Below are 17,169 nucleotides of genomic sequence, written 5' to 3'. Positions count from 1 at the left end.
CCTCAGCTTGCCGCCGAATTGGCTTGCCAGGCAAGATCTCTCGCAGCGGGAAATGCGCCGCGCTATCCCACTCCCGCCGAGGTTGATTTACGACTAACGCGGTATTCTAATCCATTGTCCCAAGGGGCATTGTACCAAGGGACAGTAGGGCGTTTGCTGCGCGAATTGAGAAGAGCTTGATGCGAGCCGGAAAGTACTCTGTCGCGAAGCACATGTTTCGAATCTCGAATCGTTTGGCAGGCCCATCGCCCCCGGTTAAGGACTCTGCATCGTTGATTCTTGGTATTTGCGCGAGGTGAATGGTGCCCGGCCTTGTCCACGTGGTCGATGACGACGCATCGTTCCGGACGGCGATCGAGCGCCGGCTGAAGCTGGCCGGCTACGAGGTCGCAACCTATGCGTCGGCGCAGGACCTGCTGGACGCATCGCCGGATGACGAGCAACCGGGATGCATCCTGCTCGACGTGCGGATACCGGGCTTGAGCGGCCCCGAGTTGCAAAGTCGCCTGGTCGCGTCGGGCTCGACGCTGCCGATCATATTCCTGACCGGTCACGCCGACACGCCGACCACCGTGCAGGCCATCAAGGCCGGGGCAGAGGATTTCCTGACCAAGCCGGTGTCGTCGGAACTGCTGCTCGATGCGATCGCGCGCGCGATGGCGAGGCAGGATGCCGCGCGCAGCCAGCGTGGCAGGCTGGAGGCATTTCGCGTGCACCTTGCGACGCTGACGCAGCGCGAACGGCAGGTGTTCGATCTCATCGTCCGCGGCAGGATCAACAAGCAGATCGCGTATGAACTCGGGACGACCGAGCGGACCGTGAAGGCGCACCGTCATCAGGTGATGGAGAAGATGCAGGTTCATTCGCTTGCGGAACTCGTTTCGATCGCGGAGCGGCTTGGAATGCTGGATTCGAACGGCCGTTAGCTGCTCTGTCGTTGCAAATACGGTTCCCGCGGTGTCACTGCCCCAAAGGACAATATGAAGTCCGCTGACGTGGTGCTGCCATGCAGCTGCGGCACGTGTCGAGTGTTTCGCCTTTGCAGGAGAGCGTGGCAGCGCGTACCGATTGCAGCTGCCGCGCCATCTTCATTCGTGCCGGATCCGAAAGGCTGCTTCCTTGCCCGCGCGCGAATCGGTTTTCATCGTCGATGACGATCCATCCATGCGAGCCAGCCTGAGCAGGCTGTTGCGCGCACACGGATTCGTCGCGACGCTGTTCGAGTCCGAGAGCGCCTTGCTCGATTACGGCCGCTACGAGAGGGCGATTTGCATCGTCTTGGACATCAATCTCGACGGAAAGTCCGGCATCGATCTGCGTCGGAGATTGTCGGAGAAGGGTGTCACCGCGCCGGTCATCTACATTACGGGCAACGACAGCACCATGAACCGCACTGCGGCGATTGCATCGGGCTGTGTTGCCTATCTGACGAAGCCGTTTTCGGCACAATCCCTGATCGACTCGGTGGCGCGCGCGGCTGTCTCATGAGCGCCTGGGCTGCTCATTCCTCGACATATTGCTCCAGCGTTCTTGCCGGCGCGCCCTTGTGGACGGACGCGAACTGCGCCAGCGGCACCGATGTCGTCAGCGCAAGAAGGTTCGAATCGACGAGCTCGAGCGTCAGCGCCTTGCCGGATTCCATGTCCTTGATGGTCTTTGGCGCCGCCACATCGGCCGCGATACACAGATTGGTGACGCACCAGGTATAGGGCACGCGGAAGGGGGAGCCTTGGTCGACGGTCAGCTTGGGGGCCTGTTGCAGATACATGCCGACAGGCACGAACAATTGCAGCCGGGCCGTCGGCGCGTCCTCACGCTCGATCAGATCGAGGCGCACGGCCGTCTGTCCGGTCGCGAATTTTCCGGTGATCGAGGTGCGGCACAGCGTCGGCGCACCGCCGGCCTTGAAGCACAGCTTCTGCCAGTCGCCATAGGTGATGTCCTTGGCTTCGCGCTGGCCGCGCGTTGCGACCTCGGCGGGCTTGTGGGCTTGCGCGGCCATGCCTGAATTGGTCGCGGTTCCGATGACCGCGACAATCGCCAAGCCGGAGAGACGATCAAGAGGGCGAAGCATCGTCATGTCTCCGATGTTCGGGTTCATTTCGGCGTATCGAGGAATTTCGTCACCAGCGGCGACCACAGCGGGATGGCGTCCGGAGAGCCGATGAAGAAATGGCCCTCATTGCCGAACGGCGGCATCAGATGATACTCGGCCCGACCACCGCCGGCGGTGAAGGCAGCATGCATGCGCTTCGACAGCTCCGGGCCGAAGAACGTATCGTTCTCGATGTAGATCCACAGCATCGGCACACGCGAGGTGCGGCCGAAATCCGCGGTGACCTCGACCAGTCTGTCCGGCGCGCAATTGTTGTTCGGCTTGCCGCCGACGCGGCCGCCGCGGCCGGCGGCGAAGGTGATGATCGCCTTCACCGGCGGCGGATTCGCGCTGGACAAGGCGATCGAGGCCCAGCCGCCGGCGGATTGTCCGACCACGATCACGTCCTTCGGGATAATGCGCTTCTCCGCCGCCATGTAGTCGATGATCCAGAGATCGACTTGTGCGACCGCAAGTCCCGCATCACGGAAGTTGGGATTGGTGCACTTGCCGACCTTGGAGAAGAACGGACCAAACAGCGCGCGCTCGGGAACGTCGATCGCCTGTGCGCCATAGCCGCTGCCGACTGGCGCCACCACGAGATAGCCGCGCTTGGCAAACCATTTGGCGGCATCGCGGAATTCGACCAGGGGAAAGAAGCTGCGATCCCTTGGGTTGAGCGAGACGCCGTGGTTCATGATTACCAGCGGGAAGGGGCCGTCGCCGACTGGGCGCACCAGATAGGCGAACATCGGCAGCGGAAGTGGCAGCGCCCAGATTTCCTCCTGGATGCGGATCTCGTCCTCGGGGCGCGCCGGCGCGGCGTAGACGAGAAGAGCGAGGAGGACGGTCGCAATAAACCGGAGGATCAGGCGATGCATGGCCCCCTCCGTCAACCCGAATACGTTGCGGCCACCACGATCGGGCCGAGCACCGTCAGCACGACGTTGCCGACCGCGTAGGGCACGGCAACGCCGAGCACAGGCGTCTTGCTCTCGGCGGCGTCGCACGCGCCGGTGACGGCGGCGTCGACTGTCATGGCGCCGGCCAGCGCGCCGCAGATCACGACGGGATTCATGCGCAGCGCGTAATAACCGACAAGCGTTCCGACGGTCAGCGGGACCAGGGTAACGACGATGCCCATGCCGACGAGCAGCAAGCCATAAGTCTGGATCGCCGACCAGGCCGCGAGGCCGTTACCTAGTCCGATGGCTGCGATGAAGCCGCCAAGGCCGAGGTCACTCAGGGTTTGCTGTGCCGCCGGCGGCATCGCCCCCATGTCGGGTTTGCGCGAGCGCACCCAGCCGCAGACGAGGCCCGCGATCAGCGCGCCGCCACCACCTCCGAGCGTCAACGCTGCTGCACCGATCTTGAAGCTGGCGAGGCCAGCCAAAAGACCGATAGCGATACCCGCGGCGAGGAAGGCGATATCGGTCCGGTCGCCTGCGTTCAGGGCGTGGCCGACCCGCGCCGTCGCACGCGCGATATTGCCGGTGCTGCCGACCAGCGTCATGACGTCGCCGACATAGACGCGTGTCTCCGGCCCGAGCGGTACCTCACGGCCCATCCGTGTCAGGGCGCGCAGGAAGACGCCACGGGCGTCGGCGCCGACGATCTCGGCAACGTCCCTGATCGAGCGGCCGTGCAGCTTGCGGTTTTCCACGAGGATCTCGATCACGTTTCCCGGCAGGCTGCGCAGCAGCTCGTCGGCGTCGACTTCCTCGCCAATGACGGGCCCTGCGGCGAGGATGGCGGCGGTCGGACCGGTCAGGACGATGTCGTCGCCGTCCTCGAGCATGGCGTCGCGATGAGGTGCAACGTCGGTGCCGCGACGAACGACCCGCTCCACGACGGTGCGGTGGCCGATCTCGACTTCAATGGCCTCGACCGTGCGGCCTGCTGCGGCCGAAACGCGATAAGCGCGGGCCTGAAATTTGCGATAGGACAGGTTGTCCGCCTTCGCAGGGACGCCGCCCGCAAGCTCGGCCTCGAGCTTTTTTGCTTCTGCTTTCAGATCGATCCCCATCAGACGCGGCGCGACAAAGGGGACGAACAGCAGCGTCAGGATGTAACCAAGCACATAGGTCACGGCATAGCCAGCGGCGATGTTGGCTTCCTGCTGCTTCAAGACATCGCCGGGTAGGCCGAGCTGCGCCAGCGCGCCTGATGCGGTGCCAATCACGGAGGACTGCGTCAGCGCGCCGGCGGTGAGGCCTGCGGCCGTTCCGGTGTCGAGCTTGAACAGATGGGCGAAGAGGAGCACGAGAACGAGGCCGGTTGCGCCGATCACCAGCGCCAGCACGACTTGCGCCAGCGTCCGCACGCTCAGGGACGCGAAGAATTCCGGCCCCGACCGGTAACCGATGGTGAAGACGAACAGGCTGAACAGAAACCCTCGCAAGATCGGCGGGAGCGTGAAGTGGCCGAGCTGTCCGATCAGCACGGAGACGATCAGGATGCAGGCGGTCGTCCCGATCGAAAATCCGTGAATTTTCTGGCGGCCGAGGATGGTGCCGATCGCGATCGCCAGCAGCAGGAAGATTTCCGGTGCAGTGGTGATGATCCACCTGACGGTATCCATGGTCGCATGCCTCCCGGCGCTTTGCCGCGATTTGATTGGCGGGGACGGGAGATTGCTTGATCCAGATCAAGCCCCGGCGAGGACAAGGATACGTCTATGACATGATGAAGAGTTTGCGACAGTCGGCATTGCTGACATGAATACCCTGGATGTCGCTGCCGGCGCGATCCGCCACGATGAAACGGTCGAGATCGTCCTGCTGCTCGCCTTTGCCGGCGGCTATATCGACGCCTATACCTGGATCATCCACGGCGTGATGGCCAATGCCCAGACCGCCAATCTGATCTTCCTCTGGGTCTATGCGGCCGTCGGCGATTGGGCGAAGGCGCTCCACTTCGTACCGCCAATGCTCGCTTTTGCGCTCGGTATCGTGATTGCCGCATGGCTCCGGCGTGTCTCCGGCGAGCGGGCCAGCACGATCAGCACCTTGATTGAGATATTGCTGCTGATCGCAATCGGGATCCTGCACAACCGGATGCCGGATATTGCCGGAACGCTCGGCATTTCGTTTGTCGCCGCCATGCAGCTCGAGATGTTCACGAAGGTCGAGGGCGCGCTTTGCAGCACGGTGATGATCACCGGCAACATGCGCCAGGCGATCGAGGCTGTCTTTGCGGTCGCATCCGGGGGCGCACCGCTCGGGACGCTGCGCCGATCGGGTATCCTCTTCGCTCTTTGCGTCACGTTCGGCTCTGGCGCCGCCGCCGGTGCCTTCGTCACCAAAAGCATCCCGAATCTTGCGCTCGGCATCCCCGTGATCGCGCTGTTGATCGTGCTGTTGCGGTGCGAAGCGACGCCACGTGGGGGGCTCGGATGAATGGGCGGCCCGATCTCAAATGGACGCGCTTGTTTCCGCCGGCCGACTGGCTTGCGGCCTATCGGCGCGAGTGGCTGCCATCCGATGCCGTCGCGGGCATCACGCTCGCGGCTTATGCCATTCCGGTCGCGCTCGCCTATGCCGCTCTGGCCGGGCTGCCGCCGCAGGTCGGCGTCTACGGCTACATGCTTGGCGGCATCGGCTATGCCTTGCTCGGAGCGTCGCGCCAGCTTGCGATTGGCCCGACCTCGGCGATCTCCCTGATGATTGCCGCGACCGTCGGCGCGCTTGCGGGTGGCGATGCGGCGCGCTATGCGCAGATCGCGAGCCTTGTGGCTTTTGCGGTGGCGGTGCTGTGCTTCATCGCCTGGCTGTTCAAGCTCAGTGTGCTGGTCCGCCTCGTCAGCGACAGCATCCTGGTCGGCTTCAAGGCCGGTGCCGGGCTCACCATCATCATGAGCCAGTTGCCGAACCTGTTTGGGGTTGCCGGCGGCGGGCACAATTTTTTCGATCGCGCCATCAAGCTGGTCGGGCAGCTCGGCGCCATCGATCCGCTGGTGCTCGCCATCGGCGCGGTCGCGCTGCTGCTGCTCCTGCTCGGCGAACGGCTGCTGCCGGGCAAGCCGGTCGGCATCACCATTGTCGCGCTCGCGATTTTGGTTGCGACGGTGCTCAACTTTCCGGCGCTCGGTGTGCCCGTTACCGGGAAGATACCGGAAGGATTGCCGGCACTGGGGATTCCGACATTCGGGCTGCTGGAGTTCGACGATCTCTTCCCGCTCGCGGCCGGCTGCGTGCTGCTGGCCTATATCGAGGGCGTTTCCGCGGCTCGCAGCTTTGCCGCCAAGCACGGTTATCCGCTCGACGTCCGGCAGGAGCTTCTGGGGCTCAGTGCGGCGAACCTCGCCGTCGCCTTCGGCCATGGCTATCCCGTCGCCGGCGGCCTCTCGCAGTCGGCGGTCAACGATAACGCAGGCGCGCGAACACCGCTGGCTCTGGTGATCTGTTCCGTGACGCTCGGCCTGTGTCTGCTGTTCTTCACCGGCCTGCTCACCAATCTGCCCAAGGCGGTGCTCGCGGCCATCGTCTTCGCCGCCGTCTACAGGTTGGTCGATGTTCGCGCATTGCTGAAGATGTGGCAGGTCAGCCGGATCGACTTTTATGCCGCGGCGATTGCCCTCGTATCGGTGCTCCTGCTCGGCATCCTCCAGGGCGTCCTGCTGGCGTCGATCGCGTCGATCTTCCTGCTTCTGGCGCGCGCCTCGCGGCCGAACGTGGCGTTCCTCGGACGATTACCCGGCACCGGCCGCTATTCGGATAGCGCCAGGCATCACGACGTCGAGCCACTGGTCGGCATCATCGCCTTCCGGCCGGAGGCTTCGCTGCTCTACATCAATGCCGAGACGATTTTGGACACGGTCCTGATCGCGTTGCGCAAATCCGCGGGCATCCGGCTCGTGGCCTGCGACCTCTCGGCATCGCCCTATATCGATCTCGCCGGTGCGCGGATGCTGCGCGATCTCTACGACGAACTCGCCGCGCGACAGGTCACGCTCTGCATCGTCGGTGCGCATGCGCAGCTCCGCGACCTGCTGCGCGCTGAAGGGCTGGGGGAGAAGACCGACAGCGGCCAGTGGCTGCGCTCGCTTGACAGCGTTCTTGGCCAGGAGAATGCACGCGACCGTTGACTTGGATCAATGGAGTGGCCTGCGCCGAATGCACGATCCCGCATCACCTTTGCTCCAAGAGATCCGGAGAGACGCATGTCCAAGGACACCAAGCCCGCACAGAAGCGTATCGACCAGTTCTCAACCGGGCCGGGAGGACGGGCTGACGACTGGCGTGATCTGGTGGAGGCGGCAAAGATCTGGGCGCGTGGCGGCGACCGGGCGGCCCATGATGCGGCGCTGGCCGAGCTCTCGGTCACGGAGGAGTTTCACGGCTATCCCGGCCTGCAATTGATGTCGGCGTTGCGGGAAGCGGCCTCGGCCGGCGACGCGGCAACGTCACTTGCTCTCGCAATGCGGATCACCCAGGCGCTCGTCACGCGGTCTTTCCGCCAGCATGCCGGCGACTGGAGCGCGAAGGATGACGGCGATGGCGACGTTCCGGAACTGGTGCCGTCGACCTTCGGCGGGCACGCCGCACGCCGGCCCTATTTCGAGACGCTGATCGTCACCGGCGTGTCATCGAGCCAATGGCCTGCGCTCGCCGCCGAATGGCGCAAGCTGCGGCGTCCGGTCGATGCCTTCATCTATGAGCCGGTCATCGTCGGCAATCTCGAAGACGCCTTCTGCGCGACGATGCTCAATCCCAACATCGCGGCGGTGATCATCAACGAGGGCTTTGGCCTGCGTTCGCGGCACAACGCGCCGGTGCTCCGCACGATCACGGCGGCGGCCGGTCTCAACGACGAGTCGGATGCGTCCGCGCTGCGGCTCGCCCAGATCATCAAGCGTATCAGGCCCGAGCTCGATCTTTACATGATCTCGAACCGCGACGTCGAAGAGCTGGCAGGCAACCCTGAAGCCAACGTCGTCCGCCGCATCTTCTATTCGGTGGAAGAGCTTCTGGAGCTGCATCTGTCGATCCTCGAAGGCATCCAGGATCGCTACGACACGCCGTTCTTCGACAATCTCAAGAAATACGCGCAGCGCCCGATCGGAACTTTCCACGCGTTGCCGATCGCCCGCGGCAAATCGATCTTCAAGTCCGACTGGATCCGCGACATGGGCGAGTTCTACGGCCTGAACCTGTTCCTGGCCGAGAGCAGCGCCACCACCGGCGGCCTCGATAGCATGCTGGAGCCGACCGGCACCATCAAGAAGGCGCAGGAGAAGGCCGCCCGTGCGCTTGGCGCCGATCGCGTTTTCTTCGTCACCAACGGCACCTCGACGTCCAACAAGATGGCCGTGCAGGCGCTGCTTGCGCCCGGCGACATCGCGATCGTCGACCGCAATTGCCACAAGTCGCATCATTACGGCATGGTGCTCGCGGGTGCGCAGCCGCTCTATGTCGAAGCCTTTCCGATGACGGAATATTCGATGTATGGCGCGGTGCCGCTGAAGACGATCAAGCAGGCGCTGCTCAGCGCCAAGGCCGACGGCCGGCTCGATCGCGTCAAGCTGCTCGACCTCACCAACTGCACCTTCGACGGCCACATCTACAACACCCGCCGGGTGATGGAGGAATGCCTCGCCATCAAGCCGGATCTGATCTTCCTGTGGGACGAGGCCTGGTTCGGCTTCGCACGCTTCTCGCCATTCCTGCGCCGTCGCACCGGCCTCGGCGCCGCCAACGAGATCGAGGCGTGGATGCGCGATCCCAAATCGGTCGCGGCGTATGAGAAGCAGCAGGCCGAGCTCGGCAAGAATCCGTCCGACGAGGTGTTGCTCAAGACCCGTCTGATTCCTGATCCGCGCCAGATCCGCCTCCGTGTCTATCAGACCAACTCGACACACAAGTCGATGTCGGCGATCCGGCAGGGCTCCATGCTCTCGGTCAAGGACGTCGAATTCCACACGGTCGAGCAGCAGTTCAAGGAGGCCGTCTTCACCCATGCCTCCACCAGCCCGAACCAGCAGTTGATCGCCAGCCTCGACGTCTCCCGGCGGCAGATGGAGCTGGAGGGTTACGGTCTCGTCGCCAATGCGATCGAGATTGCGTTCGCCATTCGTCAGGCGGTCAATAACAATCCGCTGCTGTCAAAATACTTTCGCATCCTCGGCGCGGATAGCATGGTGCCCGCGCAATACCGCCAGAGCGGCTTCACCGACTATCTCTCGGCCGGCGTGAACTGGGCGAATACGCTCAAGAGCCTGGACGAAGACGAGTTTTGTCTTGACCCGACCCGGATGACGTTGGTGTGCGGCACGGCCGGTTATGACGGCACGCAGTTCAAGGGCATCCTGGCCAACGAGTACAATATCCAGGTCAACAAGACCTCGCGCAACTCGGTGCTGGTCCAGTCCAACATCAACAACACCCGCAGCGACGTCGCGCATCTCATCCGCGTCCTCGCCGAGATCGCGGGCGAGGTCGAGCGGGGGTTGGTGCAGGGCGGCGCTATCGCGAAGAAGATCTTCGAGGCGCGTGTCAAGAGCCTGATGACCGACGTGCCGGACCTGCCGAACTTCTCGCACTTCCACCCGAGCTTCCGCGGCGACGCCGGCGCCAAGACCAACGAGGGTGACATCCGCACCGGCTTCTATGCCGCTTACAACGCGGCGGGGTGCGAGCATCTTCGCCTCGACGATCCCGAGATCGACCGCAGGCTGAAGGCTGGACCCGAGCTCGTCTCCGCCAATTTCGTGATCCCGTATCCGCCGGGCTTCCCGATCATGGTGCCCGGCCAGGTCATCACCCAGGAAACCATCGACTTCATGCGCAAGCTCGATGTGAAGGAAATCCATGGCTACGACGCCAAGGAAGGATTGAAGCTCGTGCGCGCCGAAGCCCTGGCGAAGCTCGGTCGGCCGAAGCCCGATGCGCAACCGAAGCTCAAGGCCGCGTCATAAGGGGGGTATCATGATTGACTGGTTCGTACAGACGCTTCGCACCTACCCGGAGATTGCCATCTTCCTGTCGCTGGCGCTCGGGTACTATTTCGGATCCTTCACTTACAAAGGCCTTGGCCTGGGAGCGGTGACCGCAACGCTGATCGCGGCGGTGATCATTGGACAGCTTGAGATCAAGATCACCGGCCCGCTCAAGCCGCTCTTCTTCCTGATGTTCCTGTTTGCCATCGGATACGCCGTGGGCCCGCAGTTCGTCCGCGGCATTGCAAAGGATGGTGTTCCTCAAGCGATTTTCGCCGCCGTGCAGTGCGTGTTATGCCTGATCGTTCCTGTCGTCGTTGCCAAGATCGCTGGCTACGACGTCGGCGCCGCCGCCGGGCTTTACGCAGGCTCGCAGACCCTCTCGGCGTCGATGGGTCTTGCGACCGATGCGATCAATCGTATCGGTCTGCCGGCCGAGCAGACCAAGGCCCTGTTGGACGTCATGCCGGTGGCCTATGCTGTCACCTACATCTTTGGCACGGTTGGATCGGCCATCGTCATCGCGCTGATTGGTCCGGCGATGCTCGGCATCGATCTCGAGGCTGCGTGCAAGCGATACGAAGAGAAGCAAGGCGGCAAGAAGGAAATTGGAGGCGCCGGCACGGCATGGCATCAATTTGAGTTACGCGCGTTCCGTGTCAGGGAGCGTGGACCTGTTGTCGGCAAGACCTCGCTGGAAGCAGAGACGCTGATTCCAGACCAGCGTGTATTTATACAACGCATTCGGCAGGGCGGTGAGATCAAGGATGCTTCGGCAGATATCGTGATCCATGCCGGGGACGTGCTGGCAGTGGCCGGCCGTCGCGACGTGCTTGTCAATCTCGTTGGTGCGGGCGCCGAAGAAGTTGATGATCGTGAATTGCTGGCGGTGCCGATCGAAGGCGTTGACGTCTATGTGACGAGCAAGGACGTCGACGGGAAGACACTCACCGAGCTCGCGTCCATGCCGGGATCTCGCGGCGTGTTCCTGCGCAAGATCACCCGCGGAGCGGTCGCGACCGCGATTCCGATTTTGCCGGAGACGCAGTTGCATCGGGGTGACGTCGTGACGCTTGTCGGACGCACACAGGACATCACGGCAGCGACCAAGATGCTCGGTGTTGCAGACCGTCCTGTCGACGCGGCCGACGTGGCGTTCATCGGTGCCGCCGTCACCATCGGCGCCCTGGTCGGCGCCGTCGTTTACAAAGTAGGCGGGGTCCCAATCACGCTGTCCACCGCCGGCGGGGCGCTGTTCTCGGGCCTGTTCTTCGGTTGGCTGCGCTCGGTGAAGCCGACATTCGGGCGGATTCCGTCGCCAACGGTGTGGTTCATGAATTCCGTTGGCCTCAATGTCTTCATCGCCGTGATCGGCATCTCCTCCGGGCCCGGCTTCGTCGCCGGTCTGCAAAAGCTGGGCTTCAGCCTGTTTCTCTGGGGCTGCGTAGCAACAACGATACCGCTGATCCTGGGAATGTTCATCGCGAAGTACGTCTTCCGCTTCGACGATGCCATCTTGCTGGGCGTCGTCTCCGGATCGCGCACGACAACGGCGTCTCTCGGTATGGTCAACGATCGCGCCAAGAGTCAAATCCCCGGACTCGGCTACACCGTCACCTACGCAGTCGGCAATACCCTGCTGACGATCTGGGGCATGGTGCTCGTGATGCTGATGACGTAGCGGCAACGCCTTCGGGCGCATGCCGGCAAGGCACGCGCCGCCAATCGTCAGTCGTTGACAAGCCGAAATCTCATAACAAGCAGGAGCAAGCCATGGCCGACATCATGACGCTTAAGAAATTCGAAGCCCTCAGCCCCTTCGAGATCAAGGACGAGCTGATCAATCTCGCCAAGGCGACCTCTAAGGCGACCCAATCCGCCTTCCTCAACGCCGGTCGCGGCAATCCCAACTGGATTGCCACCGCGCCGCGCGAAGGATTTTTCCTGCTCGGGCAGTTCGCGGTGTCCGAAAGCAAGCGGGTGATGGAACATCCCGCCGGAGTTGGCGGCATGCCGCAGGTGGCTGGCATTGCAGGGCGTCTGGAGGCCTGGCTTGGCAAGCATTCGGACATGCCCGGCGCCGGCTTTTTGTCCGAGATGACGCAATTCGCCATCAAGAAATTCGGCTTCGACGGCGACGCGTTCGTTCACGAACTGGTCGATTCCATCATCGGAGACAACTATCCCGTTCCGGATCGCATGCTGGTCCACAATGAGCGGATCGTGCACGAATACCTGATGTGGGCGATGTGCGGTCAGCCCCAGCCGTCGGGGAAATTCGACCTCTACGCGGTCGAAGGCGGCACGGCCGCGATGTGCTACATTTTCAAGTCGCTGAAGGCCAACCGGCTATTGCTGCCGGGCGACACGATCGCGCTGGGCACGCCGATCTTCACGCCCTATCTCGAGATGACGCACCTCGAGGATTACGACCTCAAGGTGGTTCACGTCAGGGCTCCGCAGGAAAATAAGTTCCAGTACACCGACGAGGAGCTCAAGAAGCTGGAAGATCCCAAGGTCAAGGCGTTCTTCGTCGTCAACCCCGGCAATCCGACCGGCATGGCATTGAACAAGGAAACGATCGGAAAGATCACGAATCTCGTGAAGACCAAGCGTCCGGATATGATGGTGCTGACAGACGACGTCTACGGAACCTTCGTCGATGACTTCCGCTCGCTGCTCGGCGAATTGCCGCAGAATACGATCGGCGTCTACTCGTACTCGAAATATTTCGGCTGCACGGGATGGCGTCTCGGTGTGATTTCCGTGCACGAGGACAACATCTACGACAGGATGATCGGCAAGCTGAACGACGCCGATCTGAAGGCGCTCGACAAGCGATACGGCGCGCTTACTCTCGAGCCGCGAAAAGTCAAGTTCATCGATCGCATCGTCGCCGACAGCCGCGACGTGGCGCTGAATCACACGGCAGGCCTGTCGCTGCCCCAGCAGGTGATGATGAGCCTGTTCTCGCTCGCTGAAATGATGGATACGCAGAAGCTGTACCAGAAGGCCTGCAAGGAGATCGTTCATCGCCGGGCCCAGACCCTGATCGACAGTATCGGCCTGCAACTGGCGGGCAACCCGAATTACGATGCGTATTACGGCCTGCTCGATTTCGAGTTCTGGGCGCGAAAGAATATCGGCGACAATGCGGTCGAGTACTTGAAGAAGAACGTCCACCCGCTCGATCTCGCGTTCCGCCTCGCCGAGGCCTACGGGATCGTTCTGTTGAACGGCGGCGGTTTCGATGCCCCCAATTGGTCGTTACGCGTGTCGCTGGCGAATTTGCCCGACGAGGCCTACGAGCAGATCGGACGCGGCGTGCGGTTGATCGCCCGCGGATACAGGGACGCGTACGAGGCGTCGGAAAAAGTCCCGGCGAAGTAAAACGAAAGGGCCGACCGGATCGAGTACCGGTCGACCGCGCAGCATTGCCGGGCGCTCAGCTGCGTCGCGCCAGTCTTCAACAAGGGGAGAAGTTATGAAAAGAACGACCGCATGTGCCGCTCTCATTGCCCTGGTAGCCGGGATCACAAGCCTCAGCACGCCATCGCGTGCCGAGACCGGCGAGGTCGCCGTCGTCTTCACCAAGGGCGGCTTCATCGTCGGCGTCGGGGGCGGCGAGGGCGTTCTGGTCTATCGGGGCAAGCGATATCCCTTCACCGTCTCCGGCATGAGTGTCGGCTTCACGATTGGTGCCTCGACCACGAAGTTCGTAGGCCGGGCGCTTAATCTGAGAGGGCCGCAGTCGATCGAAGGCTCGTACGCGGCCGGAGGCGCGGGCGGCGCTGTCGCGGCGGGTGCCGGCGCCGTGCAACTCCAGAACGGCAATGGGGTGATCCTGCAGCTCAGCGGTCCCAGAGTCGGTGCGGAGGTGTCGGCTGCGGTTGGTGGTGTGACGATCCGGTTGAAATAGGACCGGGAGCAGGGCTTGGCAAACGGGCTGCGTCGCCGCAGCCCGTTTCGCTTTCAATTTTGCTCGTTTCAATACCGCTCTTCGACGAACTTCAGTCCGCGCAGGCTCGCCTGGTCGTTGTAGCGTCCCTTGTGGGAGCGCGACGGCAGCTTGACCTTCTCCCGCTTGACCTTCTTGTAGGGGATCGTCCGTAGAATGTGCGAGATGACGTTGAGCCGTGCCCGTCGCTTGTCGTCGGAGCGGATCAGCCGCCATGGCGCATGTTTGGTGTCGGTCGCCTCGAACATCGCGTCGCGCGCGCGCGAGTAATCGTACCAGCGCCCGAACGACTCGGTGTCCATCGGGCTCAGCTTCCACTGCCGCAACGGGTCCTCGATCCGCGCCTTGAAGCGCAGCTCCTGCTCCTCCATCCCGACCTCCAGCCACAGCTTGATCAGGACGATGCCGGCATCCACTGCGAATTTCTCGACCAGCGGACACAATTCCAGGAAGCGCTTGTGCTCGGCCGGCGAGCAGAAGCCCATGACATATTCGACGCCGGCGCGGTTGTACCAGCTGCGGTCGAAGATCACGATTTCGCCGCCGGCCGGAAATTGCTCGATATAGCGCTGGAGGAAGAGCTGGGATTTCTGCCGGTCGGACGGTGCGGGCAGGGCGCAAACACGGAACACCCGCGGGCTCACTTTTTCGGTCAGCGCCTTGATCGTGCCGCCCTTGCCGGCGGCATCGCGTCCCTCGAAGATGATGATGACCTTCAGCTTCTCGGCTTTCACCCATTCCTGGAGATGACACAGCTCGACCTGGAGCTTTTCCAGCTCCTTCTCGTAGTCCTTCCGCTTCATCTTTTCCGCCAGCGCGTCCTTGGCCATGCCTGTCCTTTCGCTGCTATGCTGCTCAGTCATCCCAGGAAATAGTCACGCCGATATCGCCGGGCACGCCGCCCGGAAAATCGATGATCTGGTAGGCGATCCGGTAGCCACGCGGTTTCAGATAGTCGGTCCAGAGCTGGAAGATCTCCTTGGGGATGCCGGTCAACGTGGTCTCCCAGCCTCTTTCCATCTGGTTGATGGCGCGTCCCTTGTCGGTGCAGAGCGAGTTGGGGAAGCGATAGACCAGCACTTCTGTCAGGCCGTTTCGCACTGCACGCTGGATGATCGTCGAGGCAAGCTTGACCTTCTCCTCCTCGCTTTTGCCGGAGGGCTTGCTGAGCCGCTCGATCAGCGCGCGCTTCTCGGCGTCGGCGGCAGCGGCGAGACGAACATATTCGTCGGCCTTTTCAGCCTCCTTGAGGGCGGCTTCCTTTCGGATCTGGGCGGCGTTGGGGATGAGATCGTCGAGGCCGGCCATGGCTACGGCTCCCTTTGATTGTGCATCGAGGCGACGCTACGTCCGGCAAGGGGTATTCCCTTGATTCAAGTCAAGCAAATGGGGAAGCTGCCCGAACACAGTGCCGCAAGTGCACGTCATTGACCGGGAGAGACGCTTGAACGATCAGCTTCATCCGATGGCCCCGCATCATCTGCCGTTCTATCTCGCGCCGGGGAGCGGGACCGATATGCTGATGGTGGTCATGGGGATTTTCCTGATCGGAACCGTGCTCTGGGTCGGCACGCTCTATTGGAAACTTCACAGCCTGCCGGAACGGATGGCGCACAAGTCGCAGAAGCTGCAATTCGAATTCGTCGCCGTGCTCGGCCTGATCTCGCTCTTCACCCACATGCATGTTTTCTGGATCGCGGGCCTGCTGCTTGCGATGATCGATCTCCCTGATTTCGGTACGCCGCTACGGAGCATTGCCGGGTCCGTCGAGAAGATCGCCGATGCAACGCCCGGTCAGGATGACGCGTCGGCAGAGGCCGCTCCTGCTCCTGTTTCCGCGGACAAGCCGGATGCCGCCAGGAAGGAGCACAGCCATGTTTGAGCTGATGTTCTGCTCGCTCCTCACCATCGTGCCGGACTATCTCTATCGTCGCTACGTCCAGGGCAAGCGGTTCGGCAAGGAGATCACGTTCTTCTCGATCTGGTACGAGCTCCGATGGGGCATCACGGGGTGCCTGATGCTCACGGTGTCGCTGATCACGATGATCTTCTACTTCCATCCGTCGACGTCGTCGGCGACGCTGTATTTCCGCACCGTGCCGATCCTGCCCGAAGGCTCGGGACGAGTTGCGGAGGTGAAGGTCGGGTACAGCCAGCCGGTGAAGAAGGGCGAAGTGCTGTTCACGCTGGACAGCTCCAGGCAGCAGGCCGCCTATGAGACCGCGAGGCGAAAGGTCGCCGAAGTCGATGCCACGGTGACGACCGCGGAGTCCGATGTCGTCAAGGCGGAAGCCCAAATTCAGGAAGCCAAGGCCAATTATCAGCAGGCCAAGGACGAGCTCGACGTCAAGTCCGAGCTGCAGCGCCGCAATCCCGGCATCGTGCCGCAACGTGACATCGACAAGCTCCAGGTGCTGCTCGATCAGCGCCAATCGGGAGTCGATGCGGCCACCGCGACAAAGAAATCCGCGTCCCTGCGGGTGTCAACGCAACTGCCGGCGGAAAGGGCGAGCGCCGAAGCCGCGATGCAGCAGGCCCAGGTCGATCTCGACAAGACCTATGTCCGTGCAGGGGTCGACGGTCGCGTCGAGCAATTCCTCGTTCGTCCCGGCGACCTCGTTGCCCAGATCATGCGGCCGGCTGGCGTGCTCATTCCGGAGGGCGCGGGCAAGGGTGCGCTCCAGGCCGGCTTTGGCCAGATCGAAGCCGGCGTGTTGAAAGAAGGCATGGTTGCGGAAGCGACCTGCATTTCAAAACCCTGGGTGATCATTCCCTTGGTGATCACGACGGTGCAGGACTATATCGCCGCCGGACAATTCCAGGCCGGCCAGCAACTGATCGAAGCCCAGAGCGTCGCCAAGCCCGGCACGATCCTCGTGTATCTCGAGCCGCTCTACAAGAATGGGCTCGAGGGCGTCACCCCCGGAAGCAGTTGCATCGTCAACGCCTACACCAGCAACCACGAGGAGATCTCGGCCAAGGATACCCCGACCAGCCGGAAGATCGCGTTGCACGTCGTCGATGGCGTCGGCCTCGTGCATGCGCTGCTGCTGCGTATCCAGGCGCTGCTGCTGCCGATCCAGACGCTGGTGTTGAGCGGCCACTGAACGCGGAAGGGGAAGGGGCGACATGTGTTCACGAAGGGAACAGACGAGAAAGATCAGCCTGGATGCTGCAGCG

General features: G+C 62.7%; 15 protein-coding genes. 10 read left to right on the top strand and 5 right to left on the bottom strand.

The window, feature by feature from the left end; translation table 11 throughout:
* The first annotated feature begins 302 nt into the window (after window positions 1-302).
* Both IVB29_RS16900 and IVB29_RS16895 read left to right on the top strand, forming a co-directional pair.
* Window positions 303-926: a response regulator transcription factor gene (locus IVB29_RS16900; protein ID WP_247505122.1), complete on the top strand. Its 624-nt coding sequence runs from the start codon at window positions 303-305 to the stop codon at window positions 924-926.
* Window positions 927-1,068: 142 nt separating this feature from the next.
* Window positions 1,069-1,488, top strand: coding sequence for a response regulator (locus IVB29_RS16895; protein ID WP_346731287.1), 420 nt, complete (start codon window positions 1,069-1,071; stop codon window positions 1,486-1,488).
* 13 nt (window positions 1,489-1,501) lie between these two features.
* Here the strand turns inward: IVB29_RS16895 and IVB29_RS16890 are convergent, their stop codons facing one another.
* Genes IVB29_RS16890 through IVB29_RS16880 form a run of 3 tightly spaced genes read right to left on the bottom strand, consistent with a single transcriptional unit; the run spans window position 1,502 to window position 4,676 of the window.
* A complete protein-coding gene (locus tag IVB29_RS16890) occupies window positions 1,502-2,074 on the bottom strand; it encodes an invasion associated locus B family protein (protein ID WP_247504508.1) in 573 nt (190 codons plus the stop codon).
* A 23-nt stretch (window positions 2,075-2,097) separates the two neighbouring features.
* Window positions 2,098-2,976, bottom strand: coding sequence for a dienelactone hydrolase family protein (locus IVB29_RS16885; protein ID WP_247504507.1), 879 nt, complete (start codon window positions 2,974-2,976; stop codon window positions 2,098-2,100).
* 11 nt (window positions 2,977-2,987) lie between these two features.
* The gene (locus IVB29_RS16880; protein ID WP_247504506.1) at window positions 2,988-4,676 is read right to left on the bottom strand and encodes a TrkA C-terminal domain-containing protein; all 1,689 of its coding nucleotides are present in this window, start codon (window positions 4,674-4,676) and stop codon (window positions 2,988-2,990) included.
* Window positions 4,677-4,812: 136 nt separating this feature from the next.
* Between IVB29_RS16880 and IVB29_RS16875 the strand changes: the two genes are divergently transcribed.
* The 6 genes from IVB29_RS16875 (at window position 4,813) to IVB29_RS16850 (ending at window position 13,950) form a co-directional block, all read left to right on the top strand.
* Entirely contained in the window at window positions 4,813-5,493 is a 681-nt protein-coding gene (locus IVB29_RS16875; protein WP_247504505.1) for a YoaK family protein, read from the top strand.
* The gene (locus IVB29_RS16870) at window positions 5,490-7,181 is read left to right on the top strand and encodes a SulP family inorganic anion transporter (RefSeq protein ID WP_247504504.1); all 1,692 of its coding nucleotides are present in this window, start codon (window positions 5,490-5,492) and stop codon (window positions 7,179-7,181) included. Before IVB29_RS16875 ends, IVB29_RS16870 begins: the two co-directional genes overlap by 4 nt.
* Before the next feature lie 75 nt (window positions 7,182-7,256).
* Window positions 7,257-10,010: a decarboxylase gene (locus IVB29_RS16865; RefSeq protein WP_247504503.1), complete on the top strand. Its 2,754-nt coding sequence runs from the start codon at window positions 7,257-7,259 to the stop codon at window positions 10,008-10,010.
* 10 nt (window positions 10,011-10,020) lie between these two features.
* A complete protein-coding gene (aspT, locus tag IVB29_RS16860) occupies window positions 10,021-11,712 on the top strand; it encodes an aspartate-alanine antiporter (protein WP_247504502.1) in 1,692 nt (563 codons plus the stop codon).
* Window positions 11,713-11,804: 92 nt separating this feature from the next.
* Window positions 11,805-13,421, top strand: coding sequence for an aspartate 4-decarboxylase (gene aspD / locus IVB29_RS16855; RefSeq protein ID WP_247504501.1), 1,617 nt, complete (start codon window positions 11,805-11,807; stop codon window positions 13,419-13,421).
* Window positions 13,422-13,515: 94 nt separating this feature from the next.
* Window positions 13,516-13,950 (top strand): hypothetical protein, encoded by a 435-nt coding sequence (locus IVB29_RS16850; RefSeq protein WP_247504500.1) that lies wholly within the window; start codon window positions 13,516-13,518, stop codon window positions 13,948-13,950.
* 68 nt (window positions 13,951-14,018) lie between these two features.
* Here the strand turns inward: IVB29_RS16850 and ppk2 are convergent, their stop codons facing one another.
* Entirely contained in the window at window positions 14,019-14,819 is an 801-nt protein-coding gene (gene ppk2 / locus IVB29_RS16845; RefSeq protein ID WP_247504499.1) for a polyphosphate kinase 2, read from the bottom strand.
* A gap of 25 nt (window positions 14,820-14,844) precedes the next feature.
* The gene (locus tag IVB29_RS16840) at window positions 14,845-15,297 is read right to left on the bottom strand and encodes a hypothetical protein (RefSeq protein ID WP_247504498.1); all 453 of its coding nucleotides are present in this window, start codon (window positions 15,295-15,297) and stop codon (window positions 14,845-14,847) included.
* A gap of 157 nt (window positions 15,298-15,454) precedes the next feature.
* Between IVB29_RS16840 and IVB29_RS16835 the strand changes: the two genes are divergently transcribed.
* Window positions 15,455-15,871, top strand: a complete 417-nt coding sequence (locus IVB29_RS16835; protein WP_247505120.1) for a hypothetical protein — start codon at window positions 15,455-15,457, stop codon at window positions 15,869-15,871.
* A complete protein-coding gene (locus tag IVB29_RS16830) occupies window positions 15,864-17,096 on the top strand; it encodes a biotin/lipoyl-binding protein (RefSeq protein ID WP_247504497.1) in 1,233 nt (410 codons plus the stop codon). The genes IVB29_RS16835 and IVB29_RS16830 overlap by 8 nt, the downstream gene beginning before the upstream one ends.
* Window positions 17,097-17,169: the final 73 nt, after the last annotated feature.

It is taken from the genome of Bradyrhizobium sp. 1 (assembly GCF_023073315.1).
Taxonomy (GTDB): domain Bacteria; phylum Pseudomonadota; class Alphaproteobacteria; order Rhizobiales; family Xanthobacteraceae; genus Bradyrhizobium.
The sequence above is the reverse complement of the archived record's forward strand: the minus strand, read 5'-3'. Positions and strand labels throughout refer to the sequence as shown.

Coding starts and splice junctions, on each gene's coding strand:
- IVB29_RS16890 (WP_247504508.1), bottom strand. CDS start 2,074: ATGCTTCGCCCTCTTGATCGTCTCTCCGGCTTGGCGATTGTCGCGGTC.
- IVB29_RS16885 (WP_247504507.1), bottom strand. CDS start 2,976: ATGCATCGCCTGATCCTCCGGTTTATTGCGACCGTCCTCCTCGCTCTT.
- IVB29_RS16880 (WP_247504506.1), bottom strand. CDS start 4,676: ATGGATACCGTCAGGTGGATCATCACCACTGCACCGGAAATCTTCCTG.
- IVB29_RS16875 (WP_247504505.1), top strand. CDS start 4,813: ATGAATACCCTGGATGTCGCTGCCGGCGCGATCCGCCACGATGAAACG.
- IVB29_RS16870 (WP_247504504.1), top strand. CDS start 5,490: ATGAATGGGCGGCCCGATCTCAAATGGACGCGCTTGTTTCCGCCGGCC.
- IVB29_RS16865 (WP_247504503.1), top strand. CDS start 7,257: ATGTCCAAGGACACCAAGCCCGCACAGAAGCGTATCGACCAGTTCTCA.
- aspT (WP_247504502.1), top strand. CDS start 10,021: ATGATTGACTGGTTCGTACAGACGCTTCGCACCTACCCGGAGATTGCC.
- aspD (WP_247504501.1), top strand. CDS start 11,805: ATGGCCGACATCATGACGCTTAAGAAATTCGAAGCCCTCAGCCCCTTC.
- IVB29_RS16850 (WP_247504500.1), top strand. CDS start 13,516: ATGAAAAGAACGACCGCATGTGCCGCTCTCATTGCCCTGGTAGCCGGG.
- ppk2 (WP_247504499.1), bottom strand. CDS start 14,819: ATGGCCAAGGACGCGCTGGCGGAAAAGATGAAGCGGAAGGACTACGAG.
- IVB29_RS16840 (WP_247504498.1), bottom strand. CDS start 15,297: ATGGCCGGCCTCGACGATCTCATCCCCAACGCCGCCCAGATCCGAAAG.
- IVB29_RS16835 (WP_247505120.1), top strand. CDS start 15,455: ATGGCCCCGCATCATCTGCCGTTCTATCTCGCGCCGGGGAGCGGGACC.
- IVB29_RS16830 (WP_247504497.1), top strand. CDS start 15,864: ATGTTTGAGCTGATGTTCTGCTCGCTCCTCACCATCGTGCCGGACTAT.